Source organism: Pseudomonas syringae CC1557, assembly GCF_000452705.1.
GTDB lineage: Bacteria > Pseudomonadota > Gammaproteobacteria > Pseudomonadales > Pseudomonadaceae > Aquipseudomonas > Aquipseudomonas syringae_F.
The window spans coordinates 111,270-130,298 of the sequence record NZ_CP007014.1 but is presented as its reverse complement, the minus strand read 5'-3'; the positions used below and the strand labels follow the sequence as shown (position 1 = coordinate 130,298).

Annotated in this window: 19 protein-coding genes; 5 read left to right on the top strand and 14 right to left on the bottom strand. The window is 59.6% G+C overall.

What is annotated here, in order from left to right; translation table 11 throughout:
- Positions 1-3 precede the first annotated feature (3 nt).
- The 5 genes from recG to exbB all read right to left on the bottom strand — a co-directional run bounded on the left by recG (position 4) and on the right by exbB (position 5,241).
- Complete coding sequence (recG, locus tag N018_RS00610) at positions 4-2,079, bottom strand: ATP-dependent DNA helicase RecG (protein ID WP_025388587.1); 2,076 nt, start codon at positions 2,077-2,079, stop codon at positions 4-6.
- An 11-nt stretch (positions 2,080-2,090) separates the two neighbouring features.
- Positions 2,091-3,014, bottom strand: a complete 924-nt coding sequence (locus N018_RS00605; RefSeq protein ID WP_024643567.1) for a hydrogen peroxide-inducible genes activator — start codon at positions 3,012-3,014, stop codon at positions 2,091-2,093.
- Positions 3,015-3,106: 92 nt separating this feature from the next.
- Positions 3,107-3,856, bottom strand: a complete 750-nt coding sequence (locus N018_RS00600) for an energy transducer TonB (RefSeq protein ID WP_024643568.1) — start codon at positions 3,854-3,856, stop codon at positions 3,107-3,109.
- A complete protein-coding gene (exbD, locus tag N018_RS00595; protein ID WP_007248288.1) occupies positions 3,853-4,278 on the bottom strand; it encodes a TonB system transport protein ExbD in 426 nt (141 codons plus the stop codon). The genes N018_RS00600 and exbD overlap by 4 nt, the downstream gene beginning before the upstream one ends.
- A gap of 3 nt (positions 4,279-4,281) precedes the next feature.
- Complete coding sequence (gene exbB, locus N018_RS00590) at positions 4,282-5,241, bottom strand: tonB-system energizer ExbB (protein ID WP_025388586.1); 960 nt, start codon at positions 5,239-5,241, stop codon at positions 4,282-4,284.
- Between the two features lie 209 nt (positions 5,242-5,450).
- Here exbB and N018_RS00585 point away from each other — a divergent pair, with 209 nt between their 5' ends.
- Positions 5,451-6,299, top strand: a complete 849-nt coding sequence (locus N018_RS00585; RefSeq protein ID WP_025388585.1) for an NAD-dependent epimerase/dehydratase family protein — start codon at positions 5,451-5,453, stop codon at positions 6,297-6,299.
- Positions 6,300-6,365: 66 nt separating this feature from the next.
- Here N018_RS00585 and N018_RS00580 read toward each other — a convergent pair whose 3' ends face one another.
- The 6 genes from N018_RS00580 to N018_RS00555 all read right to left on the bottom strand — a co-directional run bounded on the left by N018_RS00580 (position 6,366) and on the right by N018_RS00555 (position 11,663).
- Entirely contained in the window at positions 6,366-7,103 is a 738-nt protein-coding gene (locus tag N018_RS00580) for a hypothetical protein (RefSeq protein ID WP_024643571.1), read from the bottom strand.
- 55 nt (positions 7,104-7,158) lie between these two features.
- Positions 7,159-7,539 (bottom strand): RidA family protein, encoded by a 381-nt coding sequence (locus N018_RS00575; RefSeq protein ID WP_024643572.1) that lies wholly within the window; start codon positions 7,537-7,539, stop codon positions 7,159-7,161.
- Positions 7,540-7,564: 25 nt separating this feature from the next.
- Positions 7,565-9,670 (bottom strand): bifunctional GTP diphosphokinase/guanosine-3',5'-bis pyrophosphate 3'-pyrophosphohydrolase, encoded by a 2,106-nt coding sequence (gene spoT / locus N018_RS00570; protein ID WP_024643573.1) that lies wholly within the window; start codon positions 9,668-9,670, stop codon positions 7,565-7,567.
- Between the two features lie 60 nt (positions 9,671-9,730).
- Entirely contained in the window at positions 9,731-9,994 is a 264-nt protein-coding gene (gene rpoZ, locus N018_RS00565; protein ID WP_024643574.1) for a DNA-directed RNA polymerase subunit omega, read from the bottom strand.
- Positions 9,995-10,141: 147 nt separating this feature from the next.
- A complete protein-coding gene (gmk, locus tag N018_RS00560; RefSeq protein WP_025388584.1) occupies positions 10,142-10,786 on the bottom strand; it encodes a guanylate kinase in 645 nt (214 codons plus the stop codon).
- Between the two features lie 13 nt (positions 10,787-10,799).
- Positions 10,800-11,663, bottom strand: a complete 864-nt coding sequence (locus N018_RS00555) for a YicC/YloC family endoribonuclease (protein WP_025388583.1) — start codon at positions 11,661-11,663, stop codon at positions 10,800-10,802.
- Between the two features lie 293 nt (positions 11,664-11,956).
- Between N018_RS00555 and rph the strand changes: the two genes are divergently transcribed.
- On the top strand, positions 11,957-12,679 hold the full coding sequence (rph, locus tag N018_RS00550; protein WP_003313989.1) for a ribonuclease PH: 723 nt from the start codon (positions 11,957-11,959) through the stop codon (positions 12,677-12,679).
- Between the two features lie 18 nt (positions 12,680-12,697).
- Positions 12,698-13,066 (top strand): DUF4870 domain-containing protein, encoded by a 369-nt coding sequence (locus N018_RS00545; protein WP_024643576.1) that lies wholly within the window; start codon positions 12,698-12,700, stop codon positions 13,064-13,066.
- 68 nt (positions 13,067-13,134) lie between these two features.
- On the opposite strand, the gene N018_RS00540 is transcribed toward N018_RS00545, so the two are convergent.
- Positions 13,135-13,914, bottom strand: a complete 780-nt coding sequence (locus tag N018_RS00540; protein ID WP_002551505.1) for an exodeoxyribonuclease III — start codon at positions 13,912-13,914, stop codon at positions 13,135-13,137.
- Positions 13,915-13,996: 82 nt separating this feature from the next.
- On the opposite strand from N018_RS00540, the gene pyrE reads away from it, so the two are divergent.
- Together pyrE and N018_RS00530 are read left to right on the top strand one after the other, a co-directional pair.
- Positions 13,997-14,638: an orotate phosphoribosyltransferase gene (pyrE, locus tag N018_RS00535; protein WP_024643577.1), complete on the top strand. Its 642-nt coding sequence runs from the start codon at positions 13,997-13,999 to the stop codon at positions 14,636-14,638.
- A 9-nt stretch (positions 14,639-14,647) separates the two neighbouring features.
- The gene (locus N018_RS00530; RefSeq protein WP_025388582.1) at positions 14,648-15,280 is read left to right on the top strand and encodes a hypothetical protein; all 633 of its coding nucleotides are present in this window, start codon (positions 14,648-14,650) and stop codon (positions 15,278-15,280) included.
- A gap of 206 nt (positions 15,281-15,486) precedes the next feature.
- Here the strand turns inward: N018_RS00530 and argB are convergent, their stop codons facing one another.
- Positions 15,487-16,392: an acetylglutamate kinase gene (gene argB, locus N018_RS00525; protein WP_024643579.1), complete on the bottom strand. Its 906-nt coding sequence runs from the start codon at positions 16,390-16,392 to the stop codon at positions 15,487-15,489.
- A gap of 28 nt (positions 16,393-16,420) precedes the next feature.
- Positions 16,421-19,006, bottom strand: a complete 2,586-nt coding sequence (locus tag N018_RS28325; RefSeq protein ID WP_025388581.1) for a phosphomannomutase/phosphoglucomutase — start codon at positions 19,004-19,006, stop codon at positions 16,421-16,423.
- Positions 19,007-19,029 lie beyond the last annotated feature (23 nt).

Sequence of the window (19,029 nt, the reverse complement as noted above, 5' to 3'; positions counted from 1 at the left end):
GTATCACACCTGGCCATACTGCTGACCATGACGTAACCATCGATCCAGCAATGGGCTGACGTGTTGCGGCCAGCGCTCAAGCAGGGCCTGAGCCGCGTCGCGAACGGCCGGCAGCAGGTCTGCGTCGCGCATCAGGTCAGCGACCTTGAATTGCAGCAGGCCCGTTTGTCGCGTGCCGAGCATTTCGCCCGGTCCGCGCAACTCCAGATCCTTCTCGGCGATGATAAAACCGTCATTGGTTTCGCGCATGATGCCGAGCCGCTGTCGGCCAATCTGGGAAAGTGGCGGGTGATACAGCAGCACGCAATGGCTGACAGCACTGCCGCGTCCGACACGACCGCGCAACTGATGCAGTTGCGCCAACCCGAGGCGTTCCGGGTTTTCAATGATCATCAGGCTTGAATTCGGCACGTCGACGCCGACTTCGATCACCGTAGTAGCCACCAGCAACTGCAGAGCGCCCTGCTTGAACTCAGCCATGATCGCGGCTTTTTCTGCGGGCTTCATGCGCCCGTGAATAAGCCCGACGCGCACTTCACCCAGCGCACTGCTCAGTTCTTCATACGTTGTTTCAGCGGCCTTGCAGGTCAGCTCTTCGGACTCTTCAATCAGCGTACAGACCCAGTAAGCCTGACGACCCTCGGCACAGGCTGCACGCACGCGCTCGACGACCTCAAGACGGCGGCTATCGGCGACCAGCACGGTATTGACCGGCGTCCGGCCAGGCGGCAGTTCGTCGAGGATCGAGGTGTCCAGATCAGCGTATGCACTCATGGCCAGCGTGCGCGGGATCGGTGTGGCGGTCATGATCAACTGGTGCGGACACATCAGCCCGCCGACGCCCTTTTTGCGCAGCGCCAGCCGCTGCTGAACACCGAAACGGTGCTGCTCGTCGATGATCACCAGGGCCAGGTTCTTGAACTGCACTTCGTCCTGAAACAGCGCATGAGTGCCCACCACCATCGGAGTGCCAGTGGCGATCTGTTCCAGCGACGTGAAGCGCGCCTTGCCCTTCAGCTTGCCCGCCAGCCAGGCCACACCAACACCCAGGGGCTCAAGCCAGCGCTGGAAGTTGATGTAATGCTGCTCCGCCAGAATCTCGGTAGGCGCCATCAGTGCCACCTGATAACCGGCTTCCAGCGCCTGCAAGGCAGCCAGCGCCGCGACTACCGTCTTGCCCGAACCCACGTCACCCTGAATCAGGCGCAGCATCGGCTCTGGCTGGCTGAGATCGTAGGCCACTTCCTTGCCGACTCGTTGCTGAGCACCCGTGGGCGCAAAACCGAGGTTGGCCAGAAATTGCTTCGGCAGTTTTTTTGCCACGGGCAGTGCCGGAGCGCGCTGTGAACGCAGGCTTTCACGCAGGCGTTGTTGAGAAAGCTGATGGGTCAGGAGCTCTTCGAACGCCAGACGATGCTGTGCCCAATGATGCCCCAAAGCCAGTTCGTCGACGTCAGCATCGGCGGGCGGATGATGCAGGTAGCGGATCGCGTCATCCAGCGGTGCCAACTGATAATCGCGGGCCAGCTCTTCAGGCAGCCAGTCTGGCAGGCTTTTAGGGCCAAGCATTGCCAGGCTTTGCTGGCATAACTGGCGCAGACGCTGCTGAGTCAGGCCTTCGGTGGTGGGATAGATCGGCGTCAGTGTCTGCTCGACAGGCGCAGGCTCATCGCCGGTAATTGCCCGGTATTCCGGGTGATAGATTTCCAGGCCGGAGGCGCCGGGGCGAGCTTCACCGAAGCAACGCAGGTGCGTGCCACGCTTCATGCTTTCTTTCTGGGCGTTGCTGAAGTGATAGAAACGCAGACTGACCACGCCCGTACCGTCACCAAGGCGTACCAGCAGACTGCGACGCTTGCCCATCACCACATCGGCGCCGCTGACGACGCCTTCGATCACCGCATCCTGACCGGGACGCAACGCACCGATAGGCACGATGCGGGTCCGGTCCTGATAACGCAACGGCAGATGGAACAGCACGTCCTGCAGGTTTTCCAGACCGACCCTGGCCAGCTTTTCTGCCATCGCCTCACCGACGCCCTTGAGCGCAGTGACCGAGACTCTGGAAAGCTCGCTCATTGTTTTTCTGCCTAGCTCGCTTCTGTTTTCGGACGAGCCACTGAGCACAGACGTGCAGAGTCAGCAAGAATCTCGATGGCTTTCGGCCGCGGGAAGCTTGCACGCCACGCGATGGCGACCGTGCGAAATGGCACGGGAGGCGTCAGTGGGCGGACTTCGATCACACCGGGGGCGTAGTGATGGCTGTCGACCGCCGACAGCGGCAGGATCGAAATACCCAATCCTGATGCGACCATGTGGCGGATGGTTTCCAGCGAGCTGGACTCGACCGTCGTGTGCTTCGCGCCTTCGTTGCCCTTGCCTAGCGTCGGGCAGGCTTCCAGAACCTGATCACGGAAGCAGTGGCCTTCACCCAGCAACAGCAGGCTCTTGTCATTGAGCGCTGCTGCATCGATGGTCTCTTTCTGAGTCCACGGATGGCCGGCCGGCATCAACACCGAGAACGGCTCGTCGTAGAGCGGCAGGGTCAGTACGTCCGCTTCGTTGAACGGCAAGGCGATGATAACGGCATCCAGCTCGCCGTTACGCAGCTTGTCGCGCAGGACGTGCGTGAAGTTTTCTTCGATGTACAACGGCATCTGCGGGGCAACCCGGTGCAGTTGCGGGATCAGGTGCGGAAACAGATAAGGGCCGACCGTGTAGATCGCACCGACTTTCAGCGGAGCGGTCAGTTGATTCTTGCCGGCCTGGGCCAGTTCGCGAATACCTTGAGCCTGCTCCAGTACCTTCTGCGCCTGGGCCACGATCCCTTCACCGACCGGGGTTAGACGCACGGCGCTCTTGCTGCGCTCGAAAATCAGCACACCAAGTTCGTCTTCCAGTTTCTTGACGCCCACCGACAGCGTTGGCTGGCTGACGTGGCAGCGTTCGGCAGCGTGGCCAAAGTGTTGCTCTTGGGCGAGCGTAACGATGTAGCGCAATTCTGTAAGGGTCATAACGGGCGTCCATGAAGTTGCGGGCCCAGCATAGCGGGTGCAATCGATAGACGCACGTTATCAGAAGCACTCATGCGTAACAAAAGTGCGATTCAGCGTTTATCCAGCGAATAAACGAACGGTGCGAGGATTTCAATGGTGCCGTTGTTGAGAATTTCCTTGGGCGGCTTGGGCAGCGGCTGAGCGCGACGAATCATTTCCATGGTCGCCCGATCCAGCGCCGGACTGCCTGAAGTATTGGCGATCGAGTAGGACAACACGTTGCCATCAGCGTCCACCACGAAGCGCAGCCGAGCCACACCTTGCATGCCACGACGGCGTGCATCCTCAGGGTATTTTTTGTACTTGCCGAGATGGCTCAGCAAATCGCCCTGCCAGTTCGGCAACGCGTTGCTGGGTGGCGAAGGCGCAGCAGCAGGCGGCGTCGGGGCAGCCGATTTCTCGGGCTTGGCCGGCGTTGGCGGAGCATCGACCGGCTTCTCTGCGGCAGGTTTTTCCTGAGGCGGCTCAGGCTTCTTCTGCGGCTTGGGAGGTTGCGGCTTCGGTTTGGGCTTCTCGACTTTTTTCGGCACCACGATTTCCGGCTTCGGCGCCTCGGCGACCTCAGGCATCGGCGCCTGCTCTTCCGGTGCAGGCGGCTGTGGTGGCTGAACAACCTGGGGAGGTGGCGGCGGTGCAAGCTGTGGCACAGGTGCGAGTTCAACCATCATGGCAGCAGGTGGCAGTTCGATCGCCTGAGGGGCGGGCCACCGAAGAGCAACAATGATCGCAATCGCGTGCACGGCCAGCACCAACAACAGACTACCGCTATAGCGCGTCAGTTTTTGGCGCGTACTGATCATTTCTTACCAGCCGTCTCAAGACCCACCAGACCGACCTTCAGGTAACCCGCACCCCGAAGCGTGTTCATGACTTCCATCAGATCGCCGTAATCCACGCCCTTGTCGGCCTGGAAGAAGATCGTGGTGTCCTTCTTGCCCTTGGTGCGGGCATCCAGTATCTGACCGATCTGCTCGCGCGCCACCTTCTCGTCACCCAAGTACAGGCTCTTGTCAGTCTTGACGCTGAGGAAGACCGGTTTTTCAGGTCTGGGTTGCGGCTTGGCCGTGGAGGCTGGCAGGTCGACCTTGATGTCCACGGTCGCCAGCGGAGCCGCCACCATGAAGATGATCAACAGCACCAGCATGACGTCGATGAACGGCGTCACATTGATTTCGTGGTTCTCGGCGAGATCGTCGCCGCCTTCGTTAAGATGCAGGCCCACGTGTTAGCCCACCTTGACCATGTGCGGTTGTTGTTGATTGCGTTCGGTCGGCTCTGGCAGGTGATCCAGATCGCGGCTGACCAACAGCAGAACGTGCGCCGAGGCATCGGAAACCTGAGCCTTGTAACCGGCGATGGAGCGGGCGAACACGTTGTAGATGACCACCGCCGGAATCGCGGCAACCAGACCGAGTGCGGTTGCCAGCAGCGCTTCGGCAATGCCGGGCGCAACTACAGCGAGGTTGGTGGTCTGGGTCTTGGCGATGCCGATGAAGCTGTTCATGATGCCCCATACCGTACCGAACAGGCCGACGAAGGGCGCGGTCGAACCGATGGTCGCCAGCACGCCGGTGCCCATGCTCATGTTGCGGCCGCAGGCAGCTACCAGACGCTCAAGGCGGAAGCTGACACGCTCTTTGATGCCCTCACGCTCACGGCTGTTGGCCGAGAGGCGCATCTCTTCGAGGGCGTCTTGCACCAGCAGGTGAGCAAGAGTGCCTTCCTTGCTGGCGGTGGCGCTCGCTTCGTTGAGGGAGCGGGCCTTCTTGAGGTTGACGATCTCGCCACGCAAGCGGCGCTTGGCACCCAGCAGCTCGAAGCCTTTGGAGATCCAGATGGTCCACGTGATAATCGAAGCAATGGCGAGGCCGATCATGACCGCTTTGACGACCACGTCAGCGTTCTGGTACATGCCCCATGGCGACAGATCGTGCGCCATGCCCAGGCTGTTGTTTTCGGCGACCGGCTCAAGCGCCTGCGCAGGAACGGCGTCAGGTGCGGCAGCATCGGTTGCAGCTGGCGCAGTCGCTGCCGGAGGAGTGGCAGGCGCGGAGGTCGGTGCCGATTGATCCGCAAGCGCCATTGGCGCGAGCATCAGGCTCAAGACTAGGGCCGCGATACCGCGCCATGCGCGAGGCATGCGGGGCAGTCTGGTTGGCGAAGCGATTGATTGATTGCGTGTCATGCTGGCCGGACCTGAGAGAGAAATAGGGAATGGTTCCTGTACGTCGCGTGGTGCTTTCGACGCCTGCAGGGAACAAATGGGCTGCCATTATTGCAAATCGTTCTTGTTAACAAAAGCAATGTGGTAGCTTTTTTACATATCAGCGTAAATGGTCCTGTTTTTACGAAGAGTTTTACGGTGCTGATAGCACCTTCACCTGGAGATTCCGAATGACTGCACCTTCCCTCCTGATCGCCGGTTGCGGCGATATCGGCTCTCGGCTCGCCATCCGGCTGATGTCGGATGGCTGGGCTGTGCATGGGCTGCGACGTACGGTTTCCGAGCTCCCGGACGGGGTGATCGGCGTTGAAGCTGATTTGTTCAAGGGTGAAAAGCCGGATAACTGGCCAACCGCACCACTCGACTACGTGGTGTATTGCGCCACCCCATCACAGCGTGATGAAGCCGGCTATCGAATGGCCTACGTCGAAGGGCTGAGAAACGTGTTGGGCTGGCTGAAGCAAACCGGACAGCAGCCCAAACGATTGATCTTCGTCTCCAGCAGCGGTGTTTATGGTCAGCAGAATGGCGAGTGGGTCGATGAGAATTCGGCCACCGAACCCGGCAGCTACACCGGCACTGTGATGCTGGAAGCCGAAGAGCTGGCGCTGAACAGCGGGCTGCCGGCCACCGCTGTGAGGCTAACGGGCATTTACGGCCCCGGCCGCAGCGACCTGTCGAATCGTGTACGTCAGGGGCATAGCGTCAGGGTCGATCCGCCGGTCTACGCCAATCGCATTCATGCCGATGATGCAGCCAGCCTGCTGTCCTATCTGCTGCAAGCGGATCAGCGCGGCGTGGCGCTGGAAAGCTGTTATCTGGGAGTCGACGACGACCCTGCCGCGCTAGCCGATGTGGTGGCGTGGATACGTGAGTACCTGGGTGTCACCGAGTGGTCGGAGGAGGTCAGCGTGCAGCGTGTCGGCAGCAAACGCTGCAGCAATGCCAAGGCGCGTGCTTTGGGATGGGCACCGGTGTACCCGGATTACCGGGCTGGCTATGCGGCCCTGCTGGGGTAGCACTTCAAGGGTGGAGCAAGCGCAAATCAGGAACGCCTCGAACGGCGCTCCTGATTCAGCAAGCGGTTACTGCTGTTCCAGCAACCAGCGACGTGGGCCGGGACGCAATTCAGGCATCTGGTCGGCACCGGCATTGTTCACCGCCTGGAAGATTTCCAGTTGCTTGCCCTTGCGGGCAAAGATCCACGGGTTGCCTTTCTCGGCCTTTTCCAGCCACATGCTGTCGTATTCGCCGCTCATCGCGGCACAGTCACCAGCAAGGCAAAGTGCAAAACGATCATTTTCCGGAAGCCCTTGCACACTGCCGTCCGGCATGAACTGCACGGTACTGCCTTGGCCATCACCTTCGGCAATCGTCCACTTGCCACCCATGTAGGCGCTGTACAAGGCTTGCTCAAAGCTGCTGCCTGGCTGGGCACCGTCAGGAGCCGGTTTCTCGGGCTTCTGGAAATGCTGCTCAGGACCCGACTCGCTGGCGGCCTGAACCAGCTCATCACCCTTCACGCTCAGGTCTTCGAAGAAGTTACCGTAGAAGTCGATGTGCAGCTTGCCTTCGGCAGCACTGACAATCTTGCCTTCGCCCAATTCGAAACCATTGGAGTAGATAGCCTGATTGGCCTTGGTGTTGACCTTCCATTCCAGGTTGGGGCCATTGGCGAGCAGCGCCTGACGCAAGTTGCCTTGTTTGACGGCAGCATCAATGGCTGTCTGGTTGATCCAGGTGCCGTCCGGATTGCGGTCGGCGTGGCTGGCGCAGCCGCCTAGAATGACGGCGAGCAGCGAGATGACGAGCGCGGAGCGCATAACGGATTCCTTCCTTCAGGGAAAACGGAGCGCAAGGCACGCTCCGTCGGGGGATTTATTCGATGACGAGAATCGCGTCCATTTCGACCTGAGCACCACGCGGCAGTGCAGCAACGCCAATGGCAGCGCGCGCTGGGTAAGGCTGCGAGAAGTAAGTGCCCATGATTTCGTTGACCTTGGCAAAGTGAGACAGGTCAGTCAGAAAGATGTTCAGCTTGACGATGTCCTTGAAGGAGCCGCCTGCGGCTTCTGCAACCGACTTAAGATTTTCGAAAACCTGAATGATTTGTGCCTCAATGCCCTCGACCAGCTCCATGGTCGCTGGATCCAGCGGAATCTGTCCGGACATGTAGACGGTATTGCCAGCTTTGATCGCCTGAGAATAAGGGCCGATGGCCACCGGGGCTTTTTCGCTGGTGATGACAGTCTTGGTCATGAATAACTCCTGATTATTGAATGAGTTACGCGCGCATCCGGGTGATACGAGTCACCCCGGCAAGGGCGCGCAATTTCCTGATCACGCGGGCCAGGTGCACCCGGTCGTGTACGCTGACCACAAGTTGGACCACGCTGATGCGGCCATCGCGCTCGTCCATGCTGATTTTTTCGATATTGCCGTCGGCGGCGTTGACGCTGCTGGCCAGCAGGGCGATCAGGCCACGCTGGTGCTCCAGTTCGACACGCAATTCGACGTTGAATTCGCCGGTGACGTCCTTGGCCCAGGAAAGCTGGATGCATTTTTCCGGGTTGTGACGAATTTCGCTGATGTTGCGGCAGTTATCCAGGTGCACGACCATGCCCTTGCCCGCAGACAGGTGACCGACAATAGGATCGCCCGGAATCGGCGTACAGCACTTGGCGTAGCTGAGTACCAGACCTTCGGTGCCGCGAATCGCCAGCGGACCTTCCGGACTCGGCAGCTGATCGCCTTCGCCCAGCAGGCGACGGGCGACGACATAGGCCATGCGATTGCCGAGCCCGATGTCTTCGAGCAGGTCTTCCAGCACTTCGACACGGTATTCGGTCAGCACCAACTGGACACGCTCCGCAGAGACCTTGTCCAGGCTGCATTCGAAACCGTTGAGGACCTTGTTCAGCAGACGCTCGCCGAGATTGATCGACTCGGAACGGCGCTGCAGCTTGAGCGCGTGACGAATGTGCGTGCGCGCCTTGCCGGTGACGACGAAGTTCAGCCATGCCGGATTTGGACGTGCGCCGGGAGCACTGACAATTTCGACGGTGGAGCCGCTTTGCAGCGGTTCGGACAGCGGCGCCAGTCGGCGGTTGATACGGCAGGCGATGCAGCTGTTGCCGACGTCGGTGTGTACCGCGTAAGCAAAGTCCACGGCGGTGGAGCCTTTGGGCAGCTCCATGATCCGGCCTTTCGGCGTGAACACGTAGACCTCGTCCGGGAACAGGTCGATTTTGACGCTTTCGATGAACTCCAGCGAGTTGCCCGCGCGCTGCTGCATTTCCAGCACGCCTTTGACCCACTGCCGGGCACGAGCATGAGTGCCCTTGGGCTGCTCGTCGTCACTGGACTTGTACAGCCAGTGCGCGGCGATTCCGTTATTGGCCATTTCTTCCATTTCGCGGGTGCGAATCTGGATTTCAATGGGCACGCCATGCATACCGAACAAAGTGGTATGTAGCGACTGATAGCCGTTGGCTTTGGGAATCGCGATGTAATCCTTGAAACGGCCAGGCAATGGCTTGTACAAATTATGTACAGCGCCCAACACGCGATAGCAGGTATCGACCTTGTCGACGATGATACGGAACGCGTAAACGTCCATGATCTCGTTGAAGGCACGGCGCTTGCCGCGCATCTTCTTGTAGATACCGTAAAGATGCTTCTGCCGCCCGCTGACATCACCTTCGATGCCATCAACGGCCAGGCAATGGCTCAGGGATTCTTCGATCTTGTTGACCAGTTCCTTGCGATTGCCCCTGGCGCGCTTGACCGCCTGGTTGATTCGCGAGGAACGCATCGGGTACATGGCCTTGAAGCCCAGATCCTCGAATTCGATGCGCACGTTGTGCATGCCCAGCCGATTGGCGATGGGCGCATAGATTTCGAGGGTTTCCTTGGCAATACGTCGACGCTTCTCGCCAGACAGGACTTCAAGCGTGCGCATGTTGTGCAGGCGATCAGCGAGCTTGACCAGGATCACGCGAATGTCGCGCGCCATGGCCATGGCCATCTTCTGGAAGTTTTCCGCCTGGGCTTCGGCCTTGGTCTCGAAGTTCATCTGGGTCAGTTTGCTGACCCCGTCGACCAGTTCCGCAACGGTCTCGCCGAACTGCGCGCTGAGCGCTTCCTTGGCAATACCGGTGTCTTCGATCACGTCATGCAGCATCGCAGCCATCAGGCTCTGATGGTCCATGTGCATGTCGGCAAGAATATTGGCCACCGCGAGCGGGTGGGTAACATACGCTTCGCCGCTGCGACGGCGCTGGCCGTCGTGGGCTTGTTCGGCGTAGAAGTACGCTCGGCGAACCAGATTGACCTGGTCCTTGCCGAGGTAAGCCGACAGTCTGTCGGCGAGGGCGTCTATGCTCGGCAAGGCGCTACCCCCTGCCAATGGCTTTTACCCTGCGCCGTACTACGTCGACCCGGCATAGGCTTAGACGGCCTCGTTTGACTCGTCCTCGAACGCTGCAAACAATGGCTCATCTTCAACGATTTCGGCTTCTGCGATTACATCGTAGCTCATCACGCCAGCAGCGATTTCGCGCAGGGCCATAACCGTAGGCTTGTCATTTTCCCACGCCAGCTTTGGCTCTTTGCCGCCGGTTGCCAGTTGACGGGCACGCTTTGTGGAGAGCATGACCAGCTCAAAGCGGTTATCCACGTGTTCTAGGCAGTCTTCAACGGTTACGCGGGCCATGGGTATTCCTCGTAGCAAATGCGGATGCGCGATGCCCGGATGGGCGAGCGGACTCGGTAGTTTACAAGCGGACAAGGTCAAGCATCAAGCGGCAAGCCACAAACGGTAAGGTTTTAAACTGTAACCCAATGCCCGAAAACAGTTCGATCAGGCCAGCAACTCCTGAAAAAGCTCGCTGTACTGTTCCTGCTGGTACTGCTGGGTCAGGCGATTGGCGCGGAAAATAGCCTTGAGGTCTTCCAGCGCACCAGCAAAATCGTCATTGACCACGATGTACTCGTATTCGTTGTAGTGACTCATCTCGCTGACCGCTTCACGCATCCGCGCTTCGATGATTTCATCGCTGTCCTGGCCGCGATTGGTCAGGCGTTGACGCAGAGCCTGCTGAGTCGGCGGCAAAATGAAGATCGATCGGGCCTGCGGCATTTGCGCGCGAACCTGACGGGCGCCTTGCCAGTCGATTTCCAGAATCAGGTCGTGGCCCTCATCCAGCGTCTGCTGCAAGTGGCTTTGCGAGGTGCCATACAGATTGCCGAAGACCTCGGCCTGCTCAAGAAAGTCGCCATGCTCGATCATGCGCAGGAACTCGGCACGATCGACGAAGTTGTAGTTCACGCCATCCACTTCACCCGGACGCATTGCGCGCGTAGTGTGCGAAACCGACACGCGGATCTTTGCCTGCGCGCCGTGCTGGGGCTCTTGCTGAGCGTCCATCAACGCCTTGACCAGACTGGTCTTGCCCGCGCCGGATGGGGCGGAAATGATGTACAGGGTGCCAGTGATGTGGGTCATGTCAGGTTTAGCCTTACTCAATATTCTGCACTTGCTCACGCATCTGCTCGATCAACACCTTGAGGTTGACGGCAGCTTGCGTGCTGCGGGGATCAAAGGCCTTGGAGCCCAGTGTGTTGGCTTCGCGATTAAGCTCTTGCATCAGGAAGTCGAGACGGCGACCCGCCTGACCGCCAGCCTTGAGCACGCGGCGTACTTCGGTAACGTGCGTGCTGAGACGGTCCAGCTCTTCTGCGACATCGCTCTTCTGCGCCAGCAGGACCATTTCCTGCTCCAGACGCTGTGGGTCCAGCTCGGCCTTTATGTCGGCAAAGCGATCCAGCACCTTCTGCCGCTGAGCGGCCAGCATCTGCGGCACCAGAGTACGCAAAGTGGCCACTTCCTGAACGATGACAGTCAACCGTTCGTCGAGAAGTCTGGCAAGGTCGGCGCCTTCGCGGCCGCGACCGCTTTTCAGCTCGGCCAGGCCCTCATTGAAAAGGGTCAACGCGGCGGAGTTCAGCGCCTGCGGATCGTTGGCGTCAGCGACCAGGACACCAGGCCACGCCAGCACCTCAAGCGGGTTCAGCGCAGCCGGCTGCTTGATCAGGCCGGCAACCGACTCGGCCGCTGCGATCAATTGAGCGGCACGCTCGCGGTTCACTTGCAGCGGCTTGCCGGCGGTCTCTTCGACAAAGCGCAGGGTGCATTCGACCTTGCCGCGCGAAAGCCCCTGACGCAGGGCTTCACGAATCGCACCCTCCAGATCACGAAACGATTCGGGCAGACGCAGGTGCGGCTCAAGGTAACGGTGGTTGACCGAGCGCAATTCCCAACTCAGCGTGCCCTGGGCGCCAGCCCGCTCTACCCGGGCGAAGGCGGTCATACTGTGCACCATGCGAAGTACCTCTTGATTCAGTCCATGAACGCGATGAGTCGGCTGTCATGGATGTCGTGAAAGCCGACTGGCTGCAGAGGCGCAGGATTGTAGCGCAGTGCGACGCCCGCTCCCAATCCGGCAATGAGACAGGAAATGCAAAGCGCTGCAAATCGCCCGATCCTGGCATCCAGAGCTCTTTTTGGAGCGTGCGAATCATGCGGGTTCGGCCGCCGCGAGTTTTAGAGATGCCCAGCGGCAGTTGTGGCCCCTATAATGGTCAGCAGTTTTCCGTCTCAGTACAGGTATCCCAGATGAAACGTCCAAGTGGTCGCGCCGCCGATCAGCTCCGCTCGATTCGCATCACCCGCAACTACACCAAACACGCCGAGGGTTCTGTACTGGTCGAGTTTGGTGACACCAAGGTGATCTGCACCGTCAGCGTCGAAAACGGCGTACCACGCTTCCTCAAGGGCCAGGGCCAAGGCTGGCTGACCGCCGAGTACGGCATGTTGCCGCGCGCCACCGGCGAGCGTAACCAGCGTGAAGCCAGCCGTGGCAAACAGGGTGGCCGTACCCTGGAAATCCAGCGCCTGATCGGTCGTTCGCTGCGTGCAGCGCTGGACATGTCCAAGCTGGGCGACGTCACCCTGTATGTCGATTGCGATGTCATTCAGGCCGATGGCGGCACGCGTACCGCGTCCATCACCGGCGCGATGGTTGCACTGGCCGATGCGCTGAAAGTGATCAAGAAGCGCGGCGGCCTGAAAGGCGGCGACCCGCTCAAGCAGATGATTGCGGCGGTTTCCGTCGGCATGTATCAAGGTGAGCCGGTGCTTGATCTGGACTACCTTGAAGATTCCGCTGCCGAAACCGATCTGAACGTGGTGATGACCAGTGCCGGCGGCTTCATCGAGGTACAAGGCACTGCCGAAGGCGCGCCATTCCAGCCTGAAGAGTTGAACGCGATGCTGGCACTGGCACAGAAAGGCATGACCGAACTGTTCGAATTGCAGCGCGCCGCGTTGGCCGACTGATACCCCTGGAGTCTGAAAATGAGTGACAGCTTGCAACCGTTGAGCAAACCGCCGCAAAGCGCTCGTCAGTGGGCGATGTTCTGTCACTTGTCAGCATTTGCCGGGTTGATGTTTCCATTCGGCAACCTGCTGGGACCGCTGATTATCTGGCAGTTGAAGAAGGACTCTGACCCGTTTATCGATGCGCAGGGCAAGGAAGCGCTGAATTTTCAGATCACGGTGGCCATTGCGGCGACCGTCAGTATGCTGCTGATACTGCTGGTGATCGGTTTTGCGCTCTTGACGCTGGTAGGGATTGGCGCCGCAGTGCTGGCCATCATCGCCGGGATCAAGGCCAACGACGGGGTGGATTATCGCTACCCGTTTACTTGGCGCCTGATTAAGTAGCGATCATTGCGAGCAACGCGAAAAGCCGACATCAAGTCGGCTTTTTCGTATGCGCTGTTACCTGACTGTCAGATAGTCAGGGTCCAGTCGTAGTCCACAATCAGCGGCGCATGCTGCGAGAAGCGCGGTTGACGCGGCAGACGGGCGCTGCGTACGAAGCGGCGCAAGCCCGGTGTCAGGATCTGGTAGTCAAAGCGCCAGCCCAGATTCAGCATCTCGGCCTGCTCGTTATCCGGCCACCAGCTGTACTGATCGCCTTCGCGACTGACTTCACGCAGGGCATCGACATAGCCCATGGTGCCGACAATCTCGTCCATCCAGGCACGTTCAGGCGCCAGGAAACCAGGAGACTGCTGGCTGTCGCGCCAGTTCTTGATGTCGAGCTTCTGCTGCGCCACGTAGAGCGACCCGCAGTAGATGTACTCGCGACGCTTGCGGCGCTGCTTGTCCATATACTTGCCGAAATCGTCCATAAGCTTGAATTTCTGATTCAGGTCTTCATCGCCGTTCATCCCCGAGGGAAAGAGCAGGGTGGCAATACTGACCTTGTCGAAATCCGCTTGCAGGTAACGCCCGTACCGATCGGCTGTCTCGAAGCCCAGCCCGCTGATTACCGCCTTCGGCTGCAACCGCGAATAAAGCGCGACACCACCCTGAGCGGGAACCTCGGCTTCGCAGGCATAGAGGAAGTAGCCATCCAGCTGAAAGGCTGGATCATCCAGTTCAAAGGTGGAGGCGCGGGTGTCCTGTAAGCAGATGACGTCGGCATTCTGAGCTTGCAGCCAACTGAGCAAACCGCGCTCGACTGCCGCCTGAATGCCATTTACGTTCACACTGATGATCCGCATAAATGGCCCCAAAAATCACGTGCGTGTATGATACCCGAGCTCAAACCAATTAGCTAAATCCGTGGTATTCGGGGCTTTTTTCATGCAAGCGTATCAACGCGATTTCATTCGTTTTGCCATCGATCGCGGTGTTCTGCGGTTCGGTGAGTTCACCCTCAAGTCCGGGCGCACCAGCCCGTACTTTTTCAATGCCGGGCTCTTCAACACCGGTTCGGCGCTGGCTCAACTGGGGCGTTTCTACGCAGCCGCAGTCGTGGAGAGCGGTATTGGCTTCGACGTGCTGTTCGGCCCGGCCTACAAGGGCATACCGCTGGCGTCAGCGACAGCCGTGGCGCTGGCTGAACATCATGGCCGGGATCTGCCTTGGTGCTTCAACCGCAAGGAAGCCAAGGCGCACGGCGAAGGTGGCAGCCTGGTCGGCTCTCCACTGGCGGGCAATGTGCTGATCATCGACGACGTGATCACTGCGGGTACTGCGATTCGCGAAGTCATGCAGATCATCAAGGATCAGAACGCGACGGCGGCCGGTGTACTCATCGCCCTCAATCGCCAGGAACGCGGCAATGGTGAGCTGTCGGCGATTCAGGAAGTCGAGCGCGACTTCGGTATTCCGGTAGTGAGCATCGTATCGCTGAACCAGGTGCTCGAATTCCTCGCTGACGATCCGCAGCTCAAGCAGCATCTGCCGGCTGTCGAGGCTTATCGCGCGCAATACGGGATCTGAGGAAGGCCTATGGCAGTCGTCGGCAGAGTACTGGGTCTGGTTTCAGGCAAGCTGAGCGCTGCGGGGCTCTGGCTTTCGCTGGGTATTCTCGTGCCCATCGTCGCCCAGGCCGCCGACGCGCCTGAGGTTCGCCTTTATCGTTATGTCGACAGTCGCGGTGTGACGGTGATTGATACGCAAGGCGTGCCGCCCGACTACGTCGCCAAAGGTTACGAAGTGCTCAACGGGCGTGGGCGGGTGATACAGGTCGTGCCGCCCGCCCCGACGGCCGAGCAGATTCGCCAGGCCGACGCAGACAAGCGCCAGGCCAGCGCCGATGCTCAGTTGCTGAGCCTGTATAGCAGCGTTGCCGAGGTAGACCGCGTCAAGGCTCGCAAACTGGCTGAACTGGACGCACTGGTCGGCGTGGCCCAAGGCAACATCCAGGGGCTCGCCGCACAGCAGCGCAACCTGCAAGGCCAGGCAGCCGACCTGGAACGTGCAGGACGCCCCGTTCCGCAGACGCTCGTCGATCAACTGAATGACCTGCGTGACCAACAGCAGAAGCTGCAAGCCGATATCACCGGGTATCAGGCTGCACGCGCGAAAGCCGAAACAGACTTCGCCACCGCCCGCGTTCAGGTGCAGCGGCTGACGCAGTAGCCGCTGCACCTTCTGGATCGGACGCGGAGCGTCCACAACTGCATGCCCACGCGAGCATGGGCACGAGAATCAAAAGCCCGGACACCTCTCGTTCCGCACGCTCCGCCTTAAATATCTGCGCCGCGCTACGAGCTTAAGCTCTAGCAATCGCCCACAAAAAAGCCCCGTCAGCATTAGCTCACGGGGCTTTGGGTGTTACGCCGGAATCAATGCCGCTTGCGATTGGTGATCTGGGTGCCGACACCGCTGTCGGTGAAGATCTCCAGCAAGACCGCATTGGGCACTCGACCGTCGATGATGTGCGAGCTGTTGACCCCGCCCTGCACAGCCTCCAGCGCGCAACGGATCTTCGGCAGCATGCCGCCGTAGATGGTGCCGTCGGCGATCAGCACGTCGACCTGCTCGGTGGTCAAGCCGGTCAGGACTTCGCCCTGCTTATTCATCAGGCCGGCAATATTGGTCAGCAGGATCAGTTTCTCGGCCTTGAGGGCCTCGGCAACCTTGCCTGCCACCAGGTCGGCGTTGATGTTGTAAGACTCGCCGTCCGGACCTACACCGATAGGTGCGATGACCGGAATAAAATCCCCTTTGACCAGCATGTTGAGCAGGCCGGTATTGACGCCAACCACTTCGCCCACCTGACCGATGTCGATGATTTCAGGCTTGGTCATCTCCGGCGTTTGGCGCGTGACAATGAGCTTTTTCGCACGAATCAGCTCAGCGTCCTTGCCGGTCAGGCCGATGGCGCTGCCGCCATGGCGGTTGATCAGATTGACGATGTCCTTGTTGACCTGGCCACCCAGCACCATTTCCACGACATCCATGGTCTGCGCGTCAGTCACACGCATGCCATCGATGAAGTGGCTCTCGATGGACAGGCGCTTGAGCAGATCACCGATCTGCGGCCCGCCGCCATGAACCACTACCGGGTTGATGCCAACTGCTTTCATCAACACGATATCGCGCGCAAAGCCGGTTTTCAGCTCTTCGCTCTCCATGGCGTTGCCGCCGTACTTGATAACCAGCGTCTTGCCGACAAAGCGGCGAATGTACGGCAGCGCTTCGGAAAGGACCTTGGCTACATTAGAGGCGGCATCACGTTCGAGGGTCATTCAGGGCTCCAGTCAAAAGGAAAAGCAATCAAAATGGCAGGTCGAGATCCGGTGCAACTTTCTTCAACTCAGCGTGGAACACATCCTTGATGCGCTGCAGCTCGGCCTCGGTTTCGGCTTCGAAACGCAGCACCAGTACCGGCGTGGTATTAGAGGCGCGAACCAGACCCCAGCCCTTCGGATAATCCACACGGACACCGTCGATGGTGGTCAGTTTGGCATCGCCCCACTGCGCGTCTTTCTCAAGGGCCTCGATGATGCTGAACTTGGTGACATCCGTCACCTTGATGTTGATTTCAGGCGTCGAAATATCGTTCGGGAAGGTCTCGAACAGGTCTTCGGCGTTGGCCGATTCCTGGCTGAGGATCTCCAGCAGGCGTGCAGCGCTGTAGATGCCGTCGTCGAAACCGAACCAGCGCTCCTTGAAGAAAATGTGGCCGCTCATTTCACCGGCCAGCAGAGCACCGCTTTTCTTCATTTCTTTCTTGATCAGCGAGTGACCGGTTTTCCACATGACCGGACGGCCACCGTGCTCACTGATCAGCGGGGTCAGGCGACGGGTGCATTTGACGTCGAAAATGATGTCAGCGCCAGGATTGCGCTTGAGCACATCCAGCGCGAACAGCATCAACAGGCGATCCGGGTAAACCACGTTACCGGCGTTGGTCACCACACCGACGCGGTCGCCGTCACCGTCGAACGCCAAGCCCAGATCGGCGCCGGTTTCCTTGACCTTGGCGATCAGGTCTTGCAGGTTTTCCAGCTTGCCCGGGTCCGGGTGATGGTTGGGGAAGTTGCCGTCCACTTCTGCGAACAGGGAAATCACTTCGCAACCCAGCGCTTCGATCAGTTGCGGGGCAATCACGCCAGCTGCGCCGTTGCCACAATCGACCACAACCTTGAGCTTGCGCGCCATGACGATATCGTCCTTGATCTGCTTGAAGTAGCGATCAAGGATGTCGACTTTGGTGATGCTGCCTTTCTGCGAGGTCAGGTTGTTGGTCTTGATACGCTCATGCAGCGCCTGGATCTGCTCGTTGGCGAGGGTGTCGCCCGCGATGACGATCTTGAAGCCGTTGTAGTCCTTGGGGTTGTGGCTACCGGTCAACATGACACCAGTCTTGCCCGCCAGCACATTAGCGGCGTAATACAGGGCAGGCGTCGGCACCAGGCCAACGTCGCTGACATGGCAGCCACTGTCGTGGAGGCCTTGAATCAGCTGCTGCACCAGCTCCGGACCGGACAGACGACCATCACGGCCAACGCTGACGTTGGGCTCGTTCTGCGCCAGGCTTTCAGAGCCAATCGCACGGCCGATCCAGTAAGCTGTTTCGGCGTTGAGCGTATCCCCGACGACGCCACGAATGTCGTAAGCGCGGAAAATAGTCTCTGGGAGTTGGGGTGCAACGGATGCTGGGCTATTCATAACGAGGGGATGCTCCGATCTCAGGAAGTCCTGATTTTCATCGAGAAGGTCGATATCTAGAATATCGGTATCTTGAAACAGCGGATCAGTCCAGTCAGTGCGCGACGCAGCGACTGTGGACGAAGCACTGCCTTTGCTAATCTCTGCAGCGTGCTGATCGCCCGTGGCCATGACAGAAACCGCCTGCGGCTGGCTGCGGAGCGAAACACGAGCCAAAGCCTGAGCCAGACCATTAAGTGCCGGGAGGCTCAAACCGAAGGGTTTGACGGCTTTTCCGCGTGAGAGTTCTTGAAGCAGCTGATCCAGTTGCCGCGCATCGGCACAAATCCGCCGCTGCAACGCCCGCTCATGAAGGTGAAGGCCAAGTAACACGCCTGCTGCAGCGCTAAAAAATGCCAGCAACAGGAGCAGAACGGGCGGTGAAGTTTGTAGCGCCGGCCCCGGCGTAAACTCGAGTTTCCAGCCGGAATAGCCAGTGTCAAAGCTCTGCGGTTTTCCATCTCCAGCCTGCCCACGCTGCAGGAAAACCTGAGCGGGCGCGCTGCCGAACTGTTGACTGAGGGTAATCTGCCCGGCGTCGGCTGGAAGTGCGGGCACGGCACTGAGCAGGCGTTGCATGTCGAATGCCAGCAACAATGTGCCTGCAACTGGCCGGGTTGCATCCGCTCGCACTGGCGCAACGCTGTAGATCAGCCAGCGCTCGCCAACCTTGCGAGCCTCGGGGGCAACGTTCTCACCTTGCGCGGCCTTGTTGAGCATATCCAGCGTGGCGAAGCTGACCGGCAGCGCGCCTTGTTGGTCGACATCAGCCAGCCCCTTGGGGAAAAGCCGCGCACCCGCCACACCACTCCACTGAGTAAGCCCCGTTTGTGCTGCCACCAATGCCGCTACGCTATTGTCCTGCAACGCCTGAACAAGCGCCGGGCCGGAGGCGGCAACCTGAGTGTTGGCGTTGATCTGACGCAACGCCACACTGACAGCGGCGGCCTGGCTGCCGCCCCATGCCTGGGCAAGTTGATTCTGCTGCTGCGGACCGGTCATCAGCGCGATCCAGACGATCACCGCAGCAATTACCAGCCCAATCGCCGCAGGCACAAGGCCCGGAGCGAGGGCGCCAAGGTTCGCGGCCGGAAGCGAGTGATCGGCCGGTGTAGCTTGCTTTGAAGCACTGCGCTGACTGCCTTTCACCGACCTCTCCCTGAGCCTGACCC

What these genes read in the sequence shown, in the direction of transcription:
- N018_RS00540 (WP_002551505.1), bottom strand. Translation starts at nt 13,914, where the DNA reads ATGCGGATCATCAGTGTGAACGTAAATGGCATTCAGGCGGCAGTCGAG.
- exbB (WP_025388586.1), bottom strand. Translation starts at nt 5,241, where the DNA reads ATGACACGCAATCAATCAATCGCTTCGCCAACCAGACTGCCCCGCATG.
- argB (WP_024643579.1), bottom strand. Translation starts at nt 16,392, where the DNA reads ATGACCCTCGAACGTGATGCCGCCTCTAATGTAGCCAAGGTCCTTTCC.
- N018_RS00575 (WP_024643572.1), bottom strand. Translation starts at nt 7,539, where the DNA reads ATGACCAAGACTGTCATCACCAGCGAAAAAGCCCCGGTGGCCATCGGC.
- recG (WP_025388587.1), bottom strand. Translation starts at nt 2,079, where the DNA reads ATGAGCGAGCTTTCCAGAGTCTCGGTCACTGCGCTCAAGGGCGTCGGT.
- rpoZ (WP_024643574.1), bottom strand. Translation starts at nt 9,994, where the DNA reads ATGGCCCGCGTAACCGTTGAAGACTGCCTAGAACACGTGGATAACCGC.
- N018_RS00605 (WP_024643567.1), bottom strand. Translation starts at nt 3,014, where the DNA reads ATGACCCTTACAGAATTGCGCTACATCGTTACGCTCGCCCAAGAGCAA.
- N018_RS00530 (WP_025388582.1), top strand. Translation starts at nt 14,648, where the DNA reads ATGGCAGTCGTCGGCAGAGTACTGGGTCTGGTTTCAGGCAAGCTGAGC.
- N018_RS00545 (WP_024643576.1), top strand. Translation starts at nt 12,698, where the DNA reads ATGAGTGACAGCTTGCAACCGTTGAGCAAACCGCCGCAAAGCGCTCGT.
- pyrE (WP_024643577.1), top strand. Translation starts at nt 13,997, where the DNA reads ATGCAAGCGTATCAACGCGATTTCATTCGTTTTGCCATCGATCGCGGT.
- gmk (WP_025388584.1), bottom strand. Translation starts at nt 10,786, where the DNA reads ATGACCCACATCACTGGCACCCTGTACATCATTTCCGCCCCATCCGGC.
- N018_RS00585 (WP_025388585.1), top strand. Translation starts at nt 5,451, where the DNA reads ATGACTGCACCTTCCCTCCTGATCGCCGGTTGCGGCGATATCGGCTCT.
- N018_RS00555 (WP_025388583.1), bottom strand. Translation starts at nt 11,663, where the DNA reads ATGGTGCACAGTATGACCGCCTTCGCCCGGGTAGAGCGGGCTGGCGCC.
- N018_RS00580 (WP_024643571.1), bottom strand. Translation starts at nt 7,103, where the DNA reads ATGCGCTCCGCGCTCGTCATCTCGCTGCTCGCCGTCATTCTAGGCGGC.
- rph (WP_003313989.1), top strand. Translation starts at nt 11,957, where the DNA reads ATGAAACGTCCAAGTGGTCGCGCCGCCGATCAGCTCCGCTCGATTCGC.
- N018_RS00600 (WP_024643568.1), bottom strand. Translation starts at nt 3,856, where the DNA reads ATGATCAGTACGCGCCAAAAACTGACGCGCTATAGCGGTAGTCTGTTG.